At 72.3% G+C, this 14,979-nt stretch carries 16 protein-coding genes; 9 read left to right on the top strand and 7 right to left on the bottom strand.

What is annotated here, in order from left to right; genetic code table 11:
* Positions 1 to 119: 119 nt before the first annotated feature.
* Both ABD346_RS23510 and ABD346_RS23505 read left to right on the top strand, forming a co-directional pair.
* The gene (locus ABD346_RS23510; protein WP_344377420.1) at positions 120 to 944 is read left to right on the top strand and encodes a hypothetical protein; all 825 of its coding nucleotides are present in this window, start codon (positions 120 to 122) and stop codon (positions 942 to 944) included.
* Positions 941 to 2,251 (top strand): ATP-binding protein, encoded by a 1,311-nt coding sequence (locus ABD346_RS23505; RefSeq protein ID WP_344377418.1) that lies wholly within the window; start codon positions 941 to 943, stop codon positions 2,249 to 2,251. The genes ABD346_RS23510 and ABD346_RS23505 overlap by 4 nt, the downstream gene beginning before the upstream one ends.
* A gap of 107 nt (positions 2,252 to 2,358) precedes the next feature.
* Here the strand turns inward: ABD346_RS23505 and ABD346_RS23500 are convergent, their stop codons facing one another.
* Complete coding sequence (locus ABD346_RS23500) at positions 2,359 to 2,967, bottom strand: NADPH-dependent FMN reductase (protein ID WP_344377417.1); 609 nt, start codon at positions 2,965 to 2,967, stop codon at positions 2,359 to 2,361.
* Between the two features lie 70 nt (positions 2,968 to 3,037).
* Between ABD346_RS23500 and ABD346_RS23495 the strand changes: the two genes are divergently transcribed.
* The 3 genes from ABD346_RS23495 (at position 3,038) to ABD346_RS23485 (ending at position 5,445) form a co-directional block, all read left to right on the top strand.
* Positions 3,038 to 3,817, top strand: a complete 780-nt coding sequence (locus ABD346_RS23495) for an aminotransferase class IV (RefSeq protein ID WP_344377416.1) — start codon at positions 3,038 to 3,040, stop codon at positions 3,815 to 3,817.
* 155 nt (positions 3,818 to 3,972) lie between these two features.
* Positions 3,973 to 4,749 carry a hypothetical protein gene (locus ABD346_RS23490; protein WP_344377716.1) on the top strand — a complete coding sequence of 259 codons (777 nt, stop codon included), beginning with the start codon at positions 3,973 to 3,975 and terminating at the stop codon, positions 4,747 to 4,749.
* Positions 4,750 to 4,794: 45 nt separating this feature from the next.
* Positions 4,795 to 5,445: a class F sortase gene (locus ABD346_RS23485; RefSeq protein WP_381226942.1), complete on the top strand. Its 651-nt coding sequence runs from the start codon at positions 4,795 to 4,797 to the stop codon at positions 5,443 to 5,445.
* Between the two features lie 291 nt (positions 5,446 to 5,736).
* Here ABD346_RS23485 and ABD346_RS23480 read toward each other — a convergent pair whose 3' ends face one another.
* The 6 genes from ABD346_RS23480 to ABD346_RS23455 form a co-directional block, all read right to left on the bottom strand.
* Positions 5,737 to 6,513 carry a sulfite exporter TauE/SafE family protein gene (locus tag ABD346_RS23480; RefSeq protein ID WP_344377415.1) on the bottom strand — a complete coding sequence of 259 codons (777 nt, stop codon included), beginning with the start codon at positions 6,511 to 6,513 and terminating at the stop codon, positions 5,737 to 5,739.
* Between the two features lie 37 nt (positions 6,514 to 6,550).
* On the bottom strand, positions 6,551 to 6,745 hold the full coding sequence (locus ABD346_RS23475) for a hypothetical protein (protein ID WP_344377414.1): 195 nt from the start codon (positions 6,743 to 6,745) through the stop codon (positions 6,551 to 6,553).
* 55 nt (positions 6,746 to 6,800) lie between these two features.
* Positions 6,801 to 7,241, bottom strand: coding sequence for a hypothetical protein (locus tag ABD346_RS23470; protein ID WP_344377413.1), 441 nt, complete (start codon positions 7,239 to 7,241; stop codon positions 6,801 to 6,803).
* A gap of 132 nt (positions 7,242 to 7,373) precedes the next feature.
* Positions 7,374 to 8,027: a LuxR C-terminal-related transcriptional regulator gene (locus ABD346_RS23465; RefSeq protein ID WP_344377412.1), complete on the bottom strand. Its 654-nt coding sequence runs from the start codon at positions 8,025 to 8,027 to the stop codon at positions 7,374 to 7,376.
* Between the two features lie 60 nt (positions 8,028 to 8,087).
* Positions 8,088 to 9,386: a sensor histidine kinase gene (locus tag ABD346_RS23460; RefSeq protein WP_344377411.1), complete on the bottom strand. Its 1,299-nt coding sequence runs from the start codon at positions 9,384 to 9,386 to the stop codon at positions 8,088 to 8,090.
* Positions 9,387 to 9,410: 24 nt separating this feature from the next.
* Positions 9,411 to 9,929 (bottom strand): sensor domain-containing protein, encoded by a 519-nt coding sequence (locus tag ABD346_RS23455; protein WP_344377409.1) that lies wholly within the window; start codon positions 9,927 to 9,929, stop codon positions 9,411 to 9,413.
* Positions 9,930 to 10,341: 412 nt separating this feature from the next.
* On the opposite strand from ABD346_RS23455, the gene ABD346_RS23450 reads away from it, so the two are divergent.
* The 4 genes from ABD346_RS23450 to ABD346_RS23435 are packed head-to-tail and all read left to right on the top strand — an operon-like array spanning position 10,342 to position 14,958.
* Positions 10,342 to 11,514 (top strand): NAD(P)/FAD-dependent oxidoreductase, encoded by a 1,173-nt coding sequence (locus tag ABD346_RS23450; protein WP_344377408.1) that lies wholly within the window; start codon positions 10,342 to 10,344, stop codon positions 11,512 to 11,514.
* A 46-nt stretch (positions 11,515 to 11,560) separates the two neighbouring features.
* Positions 11,561 to 14,029 (top strand): nitrite reductase large subunit NirB, encoded by a 2,469-nt coding sequence (nirB, locus tag ABD346_RS23445; RefSeq protein ID WP_344377689.1) that lies wholly within the window; start codon positions 11,561 to 11,563, stop codon positions 14,027 to 14,029.
* Positions 14,026 to 14,358, top strand: coding sequence for a nitrite reductase small subunit NirD (nirD, locus tag ABD346_RS23440; RefSeq protein WP_344377406.1), 333 nt, complete (start codon positions 14,026 to 14,028; stop codon positions 14,356 to 14,358). The genes nirB and nirD overlap by 4 nt, the downstream gene beginning before the upstream one ends.
* A 15-nt stretch (positions 14,359 to 14,373) precedes the next feature.
* Entirely contained in the window at positions 14,374 to 14,958 is a 585-nt protein-coding gene (locus tag ABD346_RS23435) for a TetR/AcrR family transcriptional regulator (protein ID WP_344377405.1), read from the top strand.
* Positions 14,959 to 14,979: the final 21 nt, after the last annotated feature.

Below are 14,979 nucleotides of genomic sequence, written 5' to 3'. Positions count from 1 at the left end.
GCCGGTGCGGAGCGTACGCACGGCTGTTACATGGTGTCCCGGTTTCCGTGATGATCCGCTCCTAGTGTCGATGGGGCGGACCGGTGTCCCGGCCGCCTTCCCTACCCCGCCACCCCACCATGATCCAGACCTTCCGGATTCTCCGTGCCGCCGCCATCGCGGGCATCGCCGCCTTCGGCATCGCCGCGGTGGTGCTCGCCCTGTCCGGCTGCGGCTCGCGGTCCGGCCTGGTGGAGGGCGGACAGGCCTCCGCGGTCGCCCTCCAGCCGAGGCCGCAGGAGCTGTGGCCCGCCTGGTACGAGAGCGAGACGCGGCGCGACGGCGTGATGGCGTCCGGCCGGGGGGAGCCGCCGGTCCCGCTCCCCGCATCGCTGAAGGTGCCGAAGGAGGGGCTGCGCGGCATGGACCCGATGGCGATCCTGAAGGCCGACCCGCGCGCCAAGTCCCTCGTCCGGCTGCCGATGATCGACCGCCCGGGGCAGGCGGGCATCCGCCCGCCGGTCCTCCACGACCTGACCGGCCAGGACGGCTCGCCCGAACTGATCGTCGCGGCGGATCTGGAGACCCGGCGCACGGTCGTCATCGTCTACACGGTCCGCGACGGCCGGGTCGTCCCCGTCCTTTACACCGTCGGCACCCGCCTCGCGGTGGAGGCCGTCGGCACCGATCTGGTGACGCGCGGCGCCGCGGACGACGGCGCCGAGCAGGCGGTCCGCTACCGCTGGGACGGGGCCCGCCTCTCCCCCGTGAGTGACGTCAAGACGTACAAGGACATCGCCCCCAAGGGCCGCGACACGAAGGACACCACGGACGATCCGGAGACCCGGGAGACCCCCGGGCCGCGCACGACACCGGGACCCGCGAAGTCCGGCGGACCTGCCACGACGGGCGGGTCGGCGAAGACGTGGACGAGCGGCTCGCTCACCGGGCAGGGTGCCTCGTGACGCGCGCCGCGCGGCGCCGGTGCCGCGCCCTGCTCGCCCGCACCCGCTGCCTGCCCCAGGGCCTGAGTCTGCGCTGGAAGATCGCCGCACTGCTCGCGGCGGGCTGCGCCCTGGTGGCCGTCACCATCGGTCTGCTCATCCATCAGTCGCGCGCCGCGCAGATCGCCTCGACGGCCCGCGAGTCCGCGACCGCGCAGCTCGTCCGCGTACGCCAGCTGTACGAGCTGACCGGCCAGGTCGACCGCGGCGACACCGAGGCCGCGCTCGACCACCCGGACCTTCCCGCACCGCTGCGGAAGTCCGCCCATGACGGCAGGCGGAGCACCTTCCTGGACCTGGACGGGCCGCACCCGGCGGTGTGGGCCGCGCGGCCGGTGGGCGACCGGGTGCTCTCGGTGCGGCAGCCCTTGGACGCCATGGTGGACGAACTCCAGGAACTGGACGGCCAGTTGGTGGCCTGGGGCGCGGTCGTGGTCGGGCTCGCGGCGCTCGGCGGCGCGGGGCTCGCCAGCAGGCTGAGCCGTGAACTGCGTACGGCCGCGGCGACCGCGCGCCGGATCAGCCGGGGCGAACTCGACGCCCGGATCGGCCAGTCGGCACCCGTCGGCCGCCAGGACGAGGTGGCCGAGCTGGCCTGCGCGGTCGACACGATGGCCGCGTCGCTGCAGCGCCGCCTGGAGGCCGAGCAGCGCTTCACGGCGGACGTGGCGCACGAGCTGCGCACCCCGCTGACCGGGCTGCACACGGCCGCCGAGCTGCTGCCCCCGAGCCGCCCGACCGAGCTGGTACGCGACCGGGTCTCGGCCCTGCGCACCCTGACCGAGGACCTCCTGGAGGTCGCCCGGCTCGACGCGAACGCGGAGGAACCCCACCTGGAGGTGCTCCCGCTCGACCGCACCGTGGAAGGCATCCTCCAACGGTGCGGTCTGGCGGTGGAGTTGGCGCGACCCGAGCGGGTGCCTGATGACCCCGGCGGCGCGGACACGCTCGTACGCACCGATGCGCGCCGTCTGGAGCGGATCCTCGCCAACCTGATCGCCAATGCCCGGCGGCACGGCGCCGAGCCGGTCGAGGTGACGGTGGCCGGCACCTCGGTCAGCGTGCGCGACCACGGGCCCGGCTTCCCCGGGCGCCTCCTGAGGGACGGCCCCCAGCGCTTCGTGACCGGCGCCGAGGAACGCGGCCAGGGCACGGGCCTCGGCCTCACCATCGCCCTGGGCCAGGCCCAGGTCATCGGCGCGGAGGTGGCACTGCGGAACGCGGAGGACGGGGGCGCGGTGGCGGTGGTTTCGCTGCCGGGAGGGTGAGGTCGGGGTTGAGGGACGGGCGGTCGGCCGACGGCGATCAGCTGTCAGCTGTCAGCTGACAGCCGGCGATGGTCGACTGACAGATTCCGACCGCCCATCACTGCCCCTCAGCCCTCGTACGGACGTATCCCCTTCGCGTCCCGCAGCGCGTGCGCCCACCACGCGACCTGGTCGAGCATCTTCTTCACGGCCGCGTCGGCCTGCGAGGGCTCGCGGTGCTCGCCGTCCTCGTCGAAGAGACCGTGTGCCTGATGGAAGCTGACGGTGTCCCGCACGGTGACGGCGTGCATCTCGGCGAAGACCTGCCGCAGTTGCTCGACCGCCCGCAGGCCGCCGGAGATCCCGCCGTACGAGACGAAGCCGACGGGCTTGGCCTGCCACTGGACGTAGTGCCAGTCGATCAGGTTCTTCAGCGAGGCGGGGAAGGAGTGGTTGTACTCGGGGGTGATCACGACAAAGGCGTCGGCGTCCGCCAGCTTCGGTGAGATGACGGCGAGTTGGGCCGCCACGGCGGGCGACGGATTGTGGGAAATGGTGGTCGGCAGCTCGGCCTCGGCGAGGTCGAGCACCTCGATGTCGAGGCCCTGGTGCTCGCGGGCCCGGGCGAGGAACCAGTCGGCGACGACCGGCGCGAACCGGCCCTCACGGTTGGAGGCGACGACGACGGTGACCTTCAGAGCGGAAGAAGCAGCCGGCTCGGCTGTGGTGATGTCCATGCCGAAAAGGATTCAACCTCAAGCCTGCTTGAGGTCAAGCGCGTCCCGGCGGCGAACTATCTTGAGGGCCATGACACTTCCGTACGTCGAGATCGACGGCCGCCCCGCCGATGCCGAGAACCTGCTCGTCCCCGCGCTGACCGGCGGCTACGGCCACTTCACGGCCATGCAGGTGCGCGACGGACGGGTCCGCGGCCTCGCCCACCACCTGACCCGCCTGGACCGGGCCACCCGCGAGTTGTTCGGCCCCGGCCTCGACGGCGAACGGATCCGCTCCCTGACGAGGCAGGCACTCGAAGCCTGCGGCCGGTCCGACGCGGCGGTGCGGGTCTATGTGTACGGGCCGGCCGACGCGCCCACGCCGATGGTCGTCGTGAACGAGCCGGTCGACATGCCGTCCACCGCCCAGTCGCTGCTCTCCGTGCCGTACGAGCGCCCGGTCGCCCACCTCAAGCACCTCGGCGGCTTCGCCCAGGGCTACTACGTCCGCCTCGCGGAGCGCCAGGGCTTCACCGAGGCCCTGCTGACCGGCCCCGGCGGTGTCGTCGCCGAGGGTGCGATCACCAACGTCGCGTTCTGGGACGGCGGCTCGGTGGTCTGGCCGAACCGCCCCGCGCTGCTCGGCATCACGATGGCGGTGCTCGAACCCCGGCTCGCGGCGTACGGCCTGAAGTCGGCGCACCGCGAGGTGACCCTGGCCGGGCTCGACACGTACAGCGCGGCCTTCATCATGAACTCGCGCGGCATCGCCCCGGTGGGCCGGATCGACGAACGCGAGTTCGCCGTCGACGCGGAGCTGATGAAGGTGGTGTGGCGGGCGTACGAGGAGGCGCCCTGGGATGTGATCTGAGGCGGATCCGGGGCGGGTTGAGGCAGATCCCGGGCGGGTGACCGTCACCCGTACGGCCCACACCGCGTCACTCGTTCGACCCCCGCCGACGGGCGGAGCGGCCCGTACACCTCTTAGGTCGAAGGCAGAAGCTCTGCCGCGTCCCCGGAGGATCCATGCGTACTGCCCGACTCCTGACCAGTGCCGTGCTGGCGTCCGCCGCCGTGCTGGGTCCGGCGGTTTCGCACGCGTACGCCACCTACGAGCCGGCCGCGTCGCTGGAGCTGTGGCCCACGAGCGCCTCGCCCGGCACCACGGTGACCGCGAGCACCACGGCCTGCGGGCCGGCGGGGCGGGCCGCAGGCGATGCGAACACGGTGGGCGCGGGCGACTTCCAGATGTCGGGCTCCCCTCACAAGGAGGCGCTCGCCGGGCAGTTCCAGGTGGCCCCGAACGCCACGCCCGGCTCCTTCCGCATCAGGGTGAGCTGCGAGAACGGCAAGGTCGTCGACGGCCGGCTCACCGTCACCGAACCCGGCGACCGCGATCAGAAGGGCAGGGACAAGTCCTGGGGCGCGGGCGACCCGCAGGGCGGCAGGGACAAGTCCTGGGGCCCGGGCGACCCACAGGGCGGCAGGGACAAGACGCCGGACTGGGGCGACCGGCGGGGGCAGGACAAATCCTGGGACTGGAACGACCCGCGCGGCAATGACCAGCGCGAGCACGACAAGACCGGGGTCACCGACAAGACCGGGACCACTGGGAACACCGGGAAGACCGGGAACACCTGGGACGGCCACGACCCGCGGGGTCATGTGAAGACCGGTGCCGGCGGCAGCATCGGCCCCGACACCACCAAGATCGCGGCAGGCGCGGCGGTACTGGCCGCGGCCGCCGTGGGCAGCACCTGGCTACTGCGTCGCCGGGCGAGCGGCGCGCAGGGCCGGGGCTGACCGCCCTTGTCGGACCGGATCGCCCGGCGCAACGCGGGCTGGCTGATGGTGGTCGCCGCGTTCGCCGGCCTGTGGCTGATCGAGCGGGGCTTGGAGACCGTGGAGCCTCCGCAGCCGTCGGCGGCCGAGCGGTTCGAGGCGGGGCCGGCGTCGCAGCGGGGCGCAATCACGGCCGACTCCCGCTCCGGTTCCGCCGGACGGGCCGTGACCGAAACCCCGCCCGCCAACGGCCTGCCGCCCTCCGAACCCGTACGGATCAAGATCCCCTCGATCCAGGTCGACGCCCCCGTGATGCGGCTCGGGCTCGGCCCCGACCACACCCTGGACGTGCCGCCGCCGGGGAACACGAACATGGCCGGCTGGTACAAGGACGGCACCGCGCCGGGCGCCCGGGGCACGGCCGTGATGGCGGGCCACGTCGACGACTCCCGCGGCCCCGCCGTCTTCTACGCGCTGGGCGCGCTGAAGAAGGGCAGCCGGGTCGAGGTGACCCGCGAGGACGGCCGGACCGCGGTGTTCGCCATCGACGCGGTCGAGGTCTACGAGAACGAAGCATTCCCGGACACAAAGGTGTACGGCCCCGCCGCCCGCCCGGAACTACGCCTGATCACCTGCGGCGGAGGCTTCTCCCAACAAACGGGCTACCGAGGCAACGTAGTGGCTTTCGCCCACTTGGTGGGGGTGGCGGGCCTGTGACGTGGCGCGGCTCCGCAGCCGAGGGAGGCCAGGGCGCGGGCCTGTGACATGGTGCGGCTCCGGCGCGTGGGCGCGAGCAACCACCCACGGCCCGCGGCCGAAGTCGGCTTTAGAGGTGCGGGGAACTGCGCGAGCAACCACGCACGGCCCGCGGCCGACGAACGGGCACGTGCGCGCAGCGCGTGCCTTTGCGGGCGCGGGGCTGTGACATCGTGCGGCTCCGCCGCGGGGGCGCAACAAGCCACCCGCGGCCCGGCAGAACGACAACCGCCCCCACCACCCAGCGGGCAACTACCCCCACTGATCGAACGCCAGCTTCGCGATCAGCGAGAAAACAACCACAAGCAGCACCCCGCGCACGAACTCGCTCCCCTTGCGCAGAGCCATGCGCGCCCCGATCAGGCCCCCCGCGAGGTTGAACACCGCCATGATCGCGGCCAGCTGCCACATGACGCTGCCTTGGTAGGCGAACATGGCGAGCGCGCCAACATTCGTGCAGACGTTCACGATCTTGGCGGTGGCGCTCGCGGTCACCAGATCGAGATGGAGCACGGCGGTGAGGGCGAGGACGAGAAACGTCCCGGTGCCGGGCCCGAAGAGCCCGTCGTAGAGCCCGATGCCACCGCCGACGAGCACGATCGCGGTGACGGTACGGGCCCGGGTGACCGGCTGCCCACTGGCCCCGGTGCCGAACGCGGGCTTGAACATGACGAACGCGGCGACGCCGAGCAGCACGACCAGGATGACCGGGCGCAGCACGGCGCTGCTGATGCCTGCCGCGAAGAACGCGCCGGTCATGGAGCCCGCGAGCGCCGCCAGCCCGATCCGTAGCGCCGTCTTCACCTTCACCGGCGCCTTGCGCACATACGTCACGGCGGCCCCCGAGGTGCCGACGATGGCGACGGCCTTGTTGGTGCCGAGGATGTGCGAGGCGGGGACGTGCGGCAGCCCGAGGAGCAGCGCGGGCAGCAGGAGCAGTCCGCCGCCGCCGACCACCGCGTCGATCCACCCGGCCGCGCCCGCGGCGAGGCACAGCACGATGAGCATGGTCAGCGATATGTCGGGCATGCTGGCGACCTTAAGGAGCGATCGGCCGCTTCGTCTATTACTTTCCGGATGCCTGAGCCAGATCTGAGGTGGTGGCCGCAGGGGTCCGGTCGGGGGCGGGCGGCGCGGCCGGGGTGACGGCGACGGCCAGGAACGTCGCCCCGAGCGCGCTGACGGCGGTGAGCGCCGCGGCGAGCCGCCGCCGGGCGCGGTCGAGCGGGACGGGGACGGCGCACTTGCGGTGACGGGCCATGGCTCTGCCCTTCCTCGGTTCGGCGGGGTGGGGACGGCGGGCTTCGATGCGGGGTTCAGAAGCCGAACTGCTCGGTGTGGATGTGCTGTTCGGGCACCCCCGCCTTGATGAGCGAGGCGGTCGCGGCATCGGCCATGGGACCGGGTCCGCACAAGTAGACGTCGTGCTCGGCCAGGTCGGGGACGAGGTTGCGCAGGGCCTGCGGCGCGAGCGGGTCGAAGGACGCGTCGGACGGGCCGAGGAGGTAGTGCAGCGAGGCCTCCGGCCGGACCCGCGGCGCGCGCACATCGACGGCCACGGGCGCTGCGCCGTGCCCCTCGGCGGCCGTCGAGCCGGCGGAGCCCGGGCCGGTGGCAGGCAAGCCGCCCGGCGCGGGGGCCAACTCGCCTCCCCACGGCAGGTGTTGAGCCTGATGCGAGCAGTGCGACTGGTGGGCGAGACAGGCGGACAGGGCTGGGTACGCGGCAAGCTGCGGGTCGGTGGCCTCGATCGTCACGCCCGGCAGCCTAGGTCGGAGCGGCCGACGAAAGGCCCTGGTCAGAGGCGGATCCGGGATCCTTAAGGCGCCCTTGAGGATGCGCTGACCACCGATTAAGCGGCCTTCCCCCGACCCGGGTGTCAGCCGCCCTCAGCCGCCTTGCCGGTCCAGGTAACGCAGTACGGCGAGCACCCGGCGATGGCCCGACTCGGAGGGCGGCAGGTCCAGCTTGGCGAAGATGTTCGCGATGTGTTTCTCCACCGCCCGCTCGGACACCCCGAACGACTCGGCGATGGCATGGTTGGTGCGGCCCTCCGCCATCAGCCCGAGCACTTCCCGCTCGCGCGGGGTGAGCGCGTCGAGCGCGGCGGCCCGCCGGCTCGCCCCGAACAGCTGGGCCACCACCTCCGGGTCGAGCGCGGTGCCGCCCGCCGCCACCCGCTCCAGGGCGTTCACGAACTCCCCGATGTCCACCACCCGTTCCTTGAGCAGATAGCCCACGCCCGCCCCGCCGTCCCCGACGAGCTGCGCCGCGTACTTGGTCTCCACGTACTGCGAGAAGATCAGCACCCCGGTACCCGGCGCCGTACGGCGGATCTGCACGGCCGCCCGCAGCCCTTCGTCGGTCTGTGTCGGCGGCAGCCGGATGTCCACCACCGCCGCGTCCGGCCGGTGTTCGGCGACCGCGGCGAGCAGCGCCTCCGCGTCCCCCACGGCGGCCGCCACCTCCACCCCGCGCAACTCCAGGAGCTGGACGAGCCCGTCGCGCAGAATCGCGGAATCCTCGGCGATGACGACCCGCATGAATGACCCGCCCTGTTCTCGGTGTTCAGAGTTCTCGGTGTTCGGCTTCAAGACGGCTGCTCACCTGAAGGGAAGCAGCACGCTCACCACCGTAGGCCCCCCAGGTGGGCTGTCGCAGGTCAGGGAGCCGTCGACGGTACGGACCCGGGCCCGCAGGCCGGCCAGTCCGCTGCCCGCGCCGACCACCGCTCCCCCGCGCCCGTTGTCCTCGACGGTGAGCAGCAGCATCTTCGCCGCGCCGTGCACCGTGACCGTCACCTCCGAAGCTCCGCTGTGCTTGGCCGCGTTGGCCAGGAGTTCCGCCGTGCAGAAGTAGGCGATGGACTCCACGGCCGGGCTCGGTCTGCCCTCGATTCCGCAGCTCACCCGGACCGGCAGGGCGCTGTCCGCCGCGAGGGTGGCAAGCGCGGTGTCGAGCCCCTGGTCGAGCACGGGCGGGTGGATGCCCTTGACCAGATGGCGCAGGTCGGCGACGGCTTGCTTGGCATTGCCCTGCGCGGTCTCGACGACCTTCAGGATCCGGTCCTGTCCGGCGCCGCCCGCCACCAGTTCACGGATCATCGTGAGGTGCATGCCCAGTCCCACCAGGCGGGCCTGCGTCCCGTCGTGGAGGTCGCGCTCGATCCGGCGCAGGGTGGCGGCCGCGTCGTCGACGGCCTGGGCGCGAGTCTCCTCCAGGGTGCGGATGCGCTGGTCCGCCCGGTCCGGACCGAGCAGCGCGGTGAGCAGCAGCCGGTGCGGGGTGAGGGCATGGCGGACCAGCCACGGTGCGGCGTACAGGAGGAGCAGCCCGGCGGCGAAGGGCAGCAGCCAGCGGGGCCAGCTGTCGAGCTCCACTCCGCCCACCACCATTCCCACATGCCGTACGGAACCGTCTGGCTCCCGGATCGTGAAGTAGTCCCAGCGCTTGAGCACCGGATACAGGGTCAGAAGCACTCCGTGGACAAAGCCGGTGTATACGGAGCCCAGGGCCAGGAGGGCCGTCAGCGGGGCCGCCAGGGCGCAGCCCACCGCCCGCCATCCGGACCGGCCGCCCAGCACCGCGCGCCGCCAGTCGAAGACGCCGCTCGTCTCCGCCCGCACCGGCGGGTCGATCTCAAGCCCCAACAGGCGCTTGGCCAGGGCTCGTTGGAGGTCTCCGAGGACGAGGGCCGCGCGGACGGCCGCGGCGATGAGCCAGAGCCCCAGCGCCGTCCACGACAGCACCGCACCGATCAGCAGGACCGCAACGACCAGGGCCAGGCCGGTCAGGGCGAGCGGCAGCGCGATGAGCGAGTAGAGCGCGGCGCGGCCGATCGTGCCGAGCCGGTCTCGCCGGTAGGGGAACTCCACGGAGCTCAGAAGGCGCAGGCGGTGCATGAGGAACAACCCTAGAGGCGCTGATCAGAGCTGGTGGATCACCGGTATGGACAGGAGGGCGCAGATCGCGGCGACGGCGAGGGCGATCCCGGTGGTCTTCAGGAGCCCGGTGCGGTCCGCGCCGAGGAAGCCCTTGACCAGGCGGGCCTGGAGCGCGGTGAAGCCCTTCATCACCCAGGGAGTGATGAGCAGGAAGGACAGCCCGCCGCCTATGCCGTGCACCGCCCACGCGCCGGCCATCGTGGGACCGCCCCACGACTGGCTCGTGTCGCCGCCCCGCAGCGGATAGGCCACGTTCATGACGACGACCGTCCAGAAGTAGCCCGACACGGTCAGCGCTATCAGGTTGAGCGGCATGCTGATCACGGCGTGGGCCAGGGCGAGCGGCCCCGTGCGCTCGGGGCCCGGCACCTCCACTCCGAGCAGCCCCCGGGCGAGCCCGCGCTGGATCCGGCCCGCCGGGCCTCCCACCAGGGCTATCGGCACACACAGAATGCCGACGGGCAGGGCGAGCAGAAGATAGGCGAGCCGCAGCCACGTCACGGCCCGGAACGGCTCCCGGAGGATGTCCCTCCATCCGACGCGGGGCGCACCGCGGTGCGTGGCGTGCTGGTCGGCGCCGGCCGGGCCCACGACGGGGCGAGCCGGAGCGGGCGCCTGTGCAGATGTGCGTACAGGTGTGGATGCGGAATGCCGCTGTGCGAGGTCCATGCGTCAAGGCTCCCGCCCCCGGCCCGCCGACTCGATCGTGCCAGCACGGAACTTCATGGTTCGGTTTGCCCCACCCCCCTCCCCGCCCTCTGGCCCCGCCCGAGCCCGCGCCGGAGGGGCCGAAGCGTCGGCTCCCCTCGCACCGCTCCCCTCACACCCCGCCCCCCGCCCCGCTGAGCTCAAGGTTCCCCCGTGGAAATCGGCGGGATGCGGACGGGTAACAGCCGCCGCGCACGCTGGGCACATGAGTACGGACATCGTGGTGATCGGCGGCGGCACAGCGGGTGCCCGCCTGGCCCGGCATGTCCCGGTGACCGTCATCGGCGAGGAAACGCACGCACCGTACAACCGGGTGCTCCTCGCGGAGGTGCTCGCCGGGCGGTACGGGCCCGAGGTGATCTCGCTGCCCCCCATACCGGTGCGGCGCGGTGTGCGGGCGGTGCGGATCGACCGCGCGGCCCGCGTGGTGCACTGCGACGACGGCAGCGCCGTCCCGTACGGGCGCCTCGTGCTCGCGACCGGGTCGAACCCGGTGCTGCCGCCGCTCAGGGGCCTGCGTGAGGGCCGGCTCCCCGACGGCGTCCACCCCTTCCGCACCCTCGACGACGCGCTCGCGCTGCGCGAGAAGGCCCGCGAGGGGACCCGTGCGGTGGTCATCGGGGGCGGACTGCTCGGCGTGATGGCCGCGCGGGCGCTCGCCGAGTGCGGCGCCCAGGTCGTCCTCGCCCAGCAGGGCGAGCACCTGATGGAGCGTCAGCTGGATGTGGCCGCTTCCGCGTTGGTGCGCACTCATCTCGAACTCCTCGGTGTGGAGGTGCACACCGAGTGCCGGGTGCGCGGCCTCACCGGTCCCGCCGGCACCGACGTCGAACTCGCCGACGGATTCGTGCTCGGCGCCGAACTCGTCGTCCTGGCCACCGGGGTCCGCCCCCGCACCGGTCTCGCGCTGGCAGCCGGGCTCGACGTCCGCCAGGGCGTGGTCGTCGACGACGAGCTGCGCACCTCGGACCCGTACATCCATGCCGTCGGCGACTGCGCCGAGCATCGCGGCACGGTGTACGGACTCGCGGGGCCGGCGCTCGAACAGGCCGACGCGCTGGGCGCGTTGCTGGCCACCGGGCGCGGCTCCTACTCCGGGACACGCGGTCTGACCCGGCTCACGCTCGGCGGCCCGCGCCCCCTGGACCTCGCCTCGTTCGGCGAGCCCACGCCCCGCCCCGGCGACGACGTGGCCCATCTCGCGGACGCGACCCGGGGCGCCTACCGCAAGGTCGTCGTCCGCGGCGACCGCCTGGTCGGGGGCGTGCTCCTCGGCGATCTCGGCGCGGTCGGGGCGCTCGCCCGGACCTGGGAGGGCGACGAGCCCGTACCGGACGCGCCCCTGCTCCACCTGCTCACCCACGACGGAGGTTCCTGACGTGTCCACCGAACACCTTTCCACGATCGTGGTCGTCGGCCACGGCATGGTCGGCCAGCGCTTCCTGGAGGCGCTCGCCGAGCGCGGCGCGACCGGGCGGACCCGGGTGGTCGTGCTGTGCGAGGAACCCCGCCCCGCCTACGACCGCGTCCACCTCACCTCGTACTTCGAGGGGAAGACGCCCGACGAACTCAGCCTCGTACCGGACGACTTCATGGCGCAGCACGAGATAGAGCTGTACGTGGACGATCCCGCCGAGTCGGTCGACCGGGCCGCGCGCACGGTCACCGCCCGCTCGGGGCGGACCTTCGCGTACGACACGCTCGTCCTGGCCACCGGCTCGTACCCGTTCGTGCCGCCGGTCCCCGGCAAGGACACCCCCGGCTGCTTCGTCTACCGGACGATCGAGGACCTGCTCGCCATCGAGGAGTACGCGAAGACCGCGACGACCGGCGCGGTGGTGGGCGGCGGGCTGCTCGGCCTGGAGGCGGCCGGTGCGCTGCGCGGGCTCGGCCTGGACACGCACATCGTGGAGTTCGCGCCCCGGCTGATGCCGGTGCAGGTCGACGAGGGCGGCGGCGCGGCGCTGCTGCGCACCATCGAGAACATGGGCCTCACCGTGCACACGGGTGTCGGCACGCAGGAGATCACGGCCGGCGACGAGGGCCGCGTCAGTGGAATGACACTTTCCGACAGCTCACATCTGTCGACCGACCTGGTGGTCTTCTCCGCCGGTGTCCGCCCGCGCGACCAGCTGGCCCGCGACTGCGGCCTCGCGGTGGGCGAGCGCGGCGGCATCGTCGTCGACGAGCAGTGCCGCACCAGCGACCCCGCGGTGTTCGCGATCGGCGAGTGCGCGCTCGCCTCGGACGGCCGGGTGTACGGCCTGGTCGCGCCCGGCTACGACATGGCTCAGACGGCTGCCGACGCGATCGCCGCCGACACCGGACGCGCCTTCACCGGGGCCGACCTGTCGACGAAGCTGAAGCTGCTCGGCGTGGACGTGGCGTCGTTCGGCGACGCGCACGGCACGGCCGACGACTGCCTCGACGTCGTCTACTCGGACTCGCGTTCCGGCATCTACAAGAAGCTGGTCGTGTCGTCCGACGGCGTGCTGCTCGGCGGTGTCCTGGTCGGCGACGCCGACGCGTACGGCATGCTGCGGCCGCTCACCGGGCACGTTCCGCCGGTCTCCCCCGAGCAGCTGGTGCTGCCCGCCGGGCTCGGCGCGCCGGCCGCGCTCGGCCCGGAGGCGCTGCCCGACGACGCGGTCATCTGTTCCTGCCACAACGTCACCAAGGGCGCGATCGCCGCGTGCTCCTCGCTGCCCGAGGTCAAGAAGTGCACCAAGGCCGGTACGGGCTGCGGCAGTTGTGTCAAGACCATCGGCCTGCTGCTCCCGAAGTCCGGCGACGGCGGCCTGTGCGGCTGCTTCGCGCAGACCCGCCAGGAGCTGTACGAGATCGCGCTCGCGCTGCGCATCGGCTCGTTCACCGAGCTCCTCGACGGGCACGGGCGCACGGAAGCGCGGGGCGGCGAGGGCTGCGAGATCTGCAAGCCGGCGATCGCCTCGATCCTGGCCGGTCTCGGAAACGGTCACATCCTGGACGGCGAGCAGGCCGCACTTCAGGACACCAACGATCATTTCCTGGCCAACTTGCAGCGCAACGGCTCGTATTCGATCGTTCCGCGCATCCCGGGCGGGGAGATCACCCCGGACAAGCTCATCGTGATCGGCGAGGTGGCGCGGGACTTCGGCCTCTACACGAAGATCACCGGCGGTCAGCGCATCGACCTCTTCGGGGCGCGCGTCGACCAGCTCCCGTCCATCTGGACCCGGTTGGTGGACGCGGGCTTCGAGTCCGGGCACGCCTACGGGAAGTCGCTGCGCACGGTCAAGTCGTGCGTGGGGCAGACCTGGTGCCGTTACGGGGTGCAGGACTCGGTGCGGATGGCGATCGACCTGGAGCTGCGCTACCGGGGCCTGCGCTCGCCGCACAAGCTGAAGTCGGCGGTGTCCGGCTGCGCCCGCGAGTGCGCCGAGGCCCAGTCGAAGGACTTCGGCGTGATCGCCACGGCCAACGGCTGGAACCTGTACGTCGGCGGCAACGGCGGCGCCAGCCCCCGGCACGCCGATCTGCTGGCGCAGGACCTGACGGATGACGAACTTGTCCGTCTGATCGACAGATTCCTGATGTTCTACATCCGCACCGCCGACCGCCTGGAGCGCACCTCGGTCTGGCTGGAGCGGATCGAGGGCGGCCTGAACCACATCAAGGACGTGGTGGTGAACGACTCGCTCGGCATCTGCGCCGAGCTGGAGGCCCTGATGGCCGCGCACGTGGCGGGCTATCGCGACGAGTGGGCCGAGACCCTCGACGACCCCGAGCGGCTCGCCCGCTTCGTGTCCTTCGTGAACGCGCCCGGCGCACCCGACCCGTCGGTCCGGTTCGTCCCCGAACGCGACCAGATCAAGCCCGAGCTGCCCCTTCTCACCCTGGGAGCCACCCGATGACGATGATCCAACTCCGGATGGACGACGGCTGGCTGGAGGTCTGCGAGGCCGCCCGCCTGACCCCCGGGCGCGGAGTGGCGGCCCTGCTCCCCGACGGCCGCCAGGCCGCCGTCTTCACCGACCGCCGCGGCCGTACGTACGCGATCGACAACCGCGACCCGTTCACCGGCGCGTACGTACTCTCCCGCGGACTGCTCGGCTCCACTCCGGAGGGCCGCCCCTATGTCGCGTCCCCGCTCCTGAAACACCGCTTCGACCTGGAGACGGGGGCCTGCCTGGACGACGAGGCGCAGGCCGTCCAGACTTACTTGACCGATCGTTCCAGTTAGTTCTACTGTCTCCGTGTGGCCAGGACCAAGGAATTCGACCCCGACGCCGCGCTCCAGTCAGCCCTTGAGCTGTTCTGGCGGCGCGGCTACGAGGCGACGTCGATGGCGGACCTCGTCGAGCACCTCGGCATCGGCCGCGCCAGCATCTACGCGACGTTCGGCAACAAGCACGAGCTGTACCTGAAGGCACTGGACCGCTACGCGGAGCACCGCGACCCCGCACTGCTCGCCGAGCTGTCGGGACCGGGCCCCGCACTGCCCGCCGTGCGCGCGGTGGTGCGGCGCTTCGCCACCGAGTCGATGTCCGGCACTTCGCGCCTGACCGGCTGTTTCATCACCAACACCGCCGCCGAACTGGCCCCGCACGACAGCGCCGCGGCCCGCCGCGTCGAGCTCAGCTGGGAGCACATCGAAACCCTGCTGCACTCCGCGCTCGTACGGGCCCAGGCACAGGGCGAACTGGCGGCGGACCGCGATCCGCGCGGGCTGGCCCGGATGCTGCTCGTCTTCCTCCAGGGAGTGCGGATCGTCGGCAAGGCGTCGGGCGAGCCGGGGCGGGTGCGGGATGCGGCCGAACAGATTCTGACGGTGCTCGACTGATATCTGTCGGCCGACATCCGC

This window comes from Streptomyces mauvecolor (genome assembly GCF_039532965.1).
GTDB classification, from domain to species: Bacteria; Actinomycetota; Actinomycetes; order Streptomycetales; family Streptomycetaceae; genus Streptomyces; species Streptomyces violascens.
This window is presented reverse-complemented; position numbering and strand designations above follow the sequence as displayed.

Coding starts and splice junctions, on each gene's coding strand:
- ABD346_RS23510 (WP_344377420.1), top strand. CDS start 120: ATGATCCAGACCTTCCGGATTCTCCGTGCCGCCGCCATCGCGGGCATC.
- ABD346_RS23500 (WP_344377417.1), bottom strand. CDS start 2,967: ATGGACATCACCACAGCCGAGCCGGCTGCTTCTTCCGCTCTGAAGGTC.
- ABD346_RS23495 (WP_344377416.1), top strand. CDS start 3,038: ATGACACTTCCGTACGTCGAGATCGACGGCCGCCCCGCCGATGCCGAG.
- ABD346_RS23490 (WP_344377716.1), top strand. CDS start 3,973: ATGCGTACTGCCCGACTCCTGACCAGTGCCGTGCTGGCGTCCGCCGCC.
- ABD346_RS23485 (WP_381226942.1), top strand. CDS start 4,795: ATGGTGGTCGCCGCGTTCGCCGGCCTGTGGCTGATCGAGCGGGGCTTG.
- ABD346_RS23480 (WP_344377415.1), bottom strand. CDS start 6,513: ATGCCCGACATATCGCTGACCATGCTCATCGTGCTGTGCCTCGCCGCG.
- ABD346_RS23475 (WP_344377414.1), bottom strand. CDS start 6,745: ATGGCCCGTCACCGCAAGTGCGCCGTCCCCGTCCCGCTCGACCGCGCC.
- ABD346_RS23465 (WP_344377412.1), bottom strand. CDS start 8,027: ATGCGGGTCGTCATCGCCGAGGATTCCGCGATTCTGCGCGACGGGCTC.
- ABD346_RS23460 (WP_344377411.1), bottom strand. CDS start 9,386: ATGCACCGCCTGCGCCTTCTGAGCTCCGTGGAGTTCCCCTACCGGCGA.
- ABD346_RS23450 (WP_344377408.1), top strand. CDS start 10,342: ATGAGTACGGACATCGTGGTGATCGGCGGCGGCACAGCGGGTGCCCGC.
- nirB (WP_344377689.1), top strand. CDS start 11,561: ATGGTCGGCCAGCGCTTCCTGGAGGCGCTCGCCGAGCGCGGCGCGACC.
- nirD (WP_344377406.1), top strand. CDS start 14,026: ATGACGATGATCCAACTCCGGATGGACGACGGCTGGCTGGAGGTCTGC.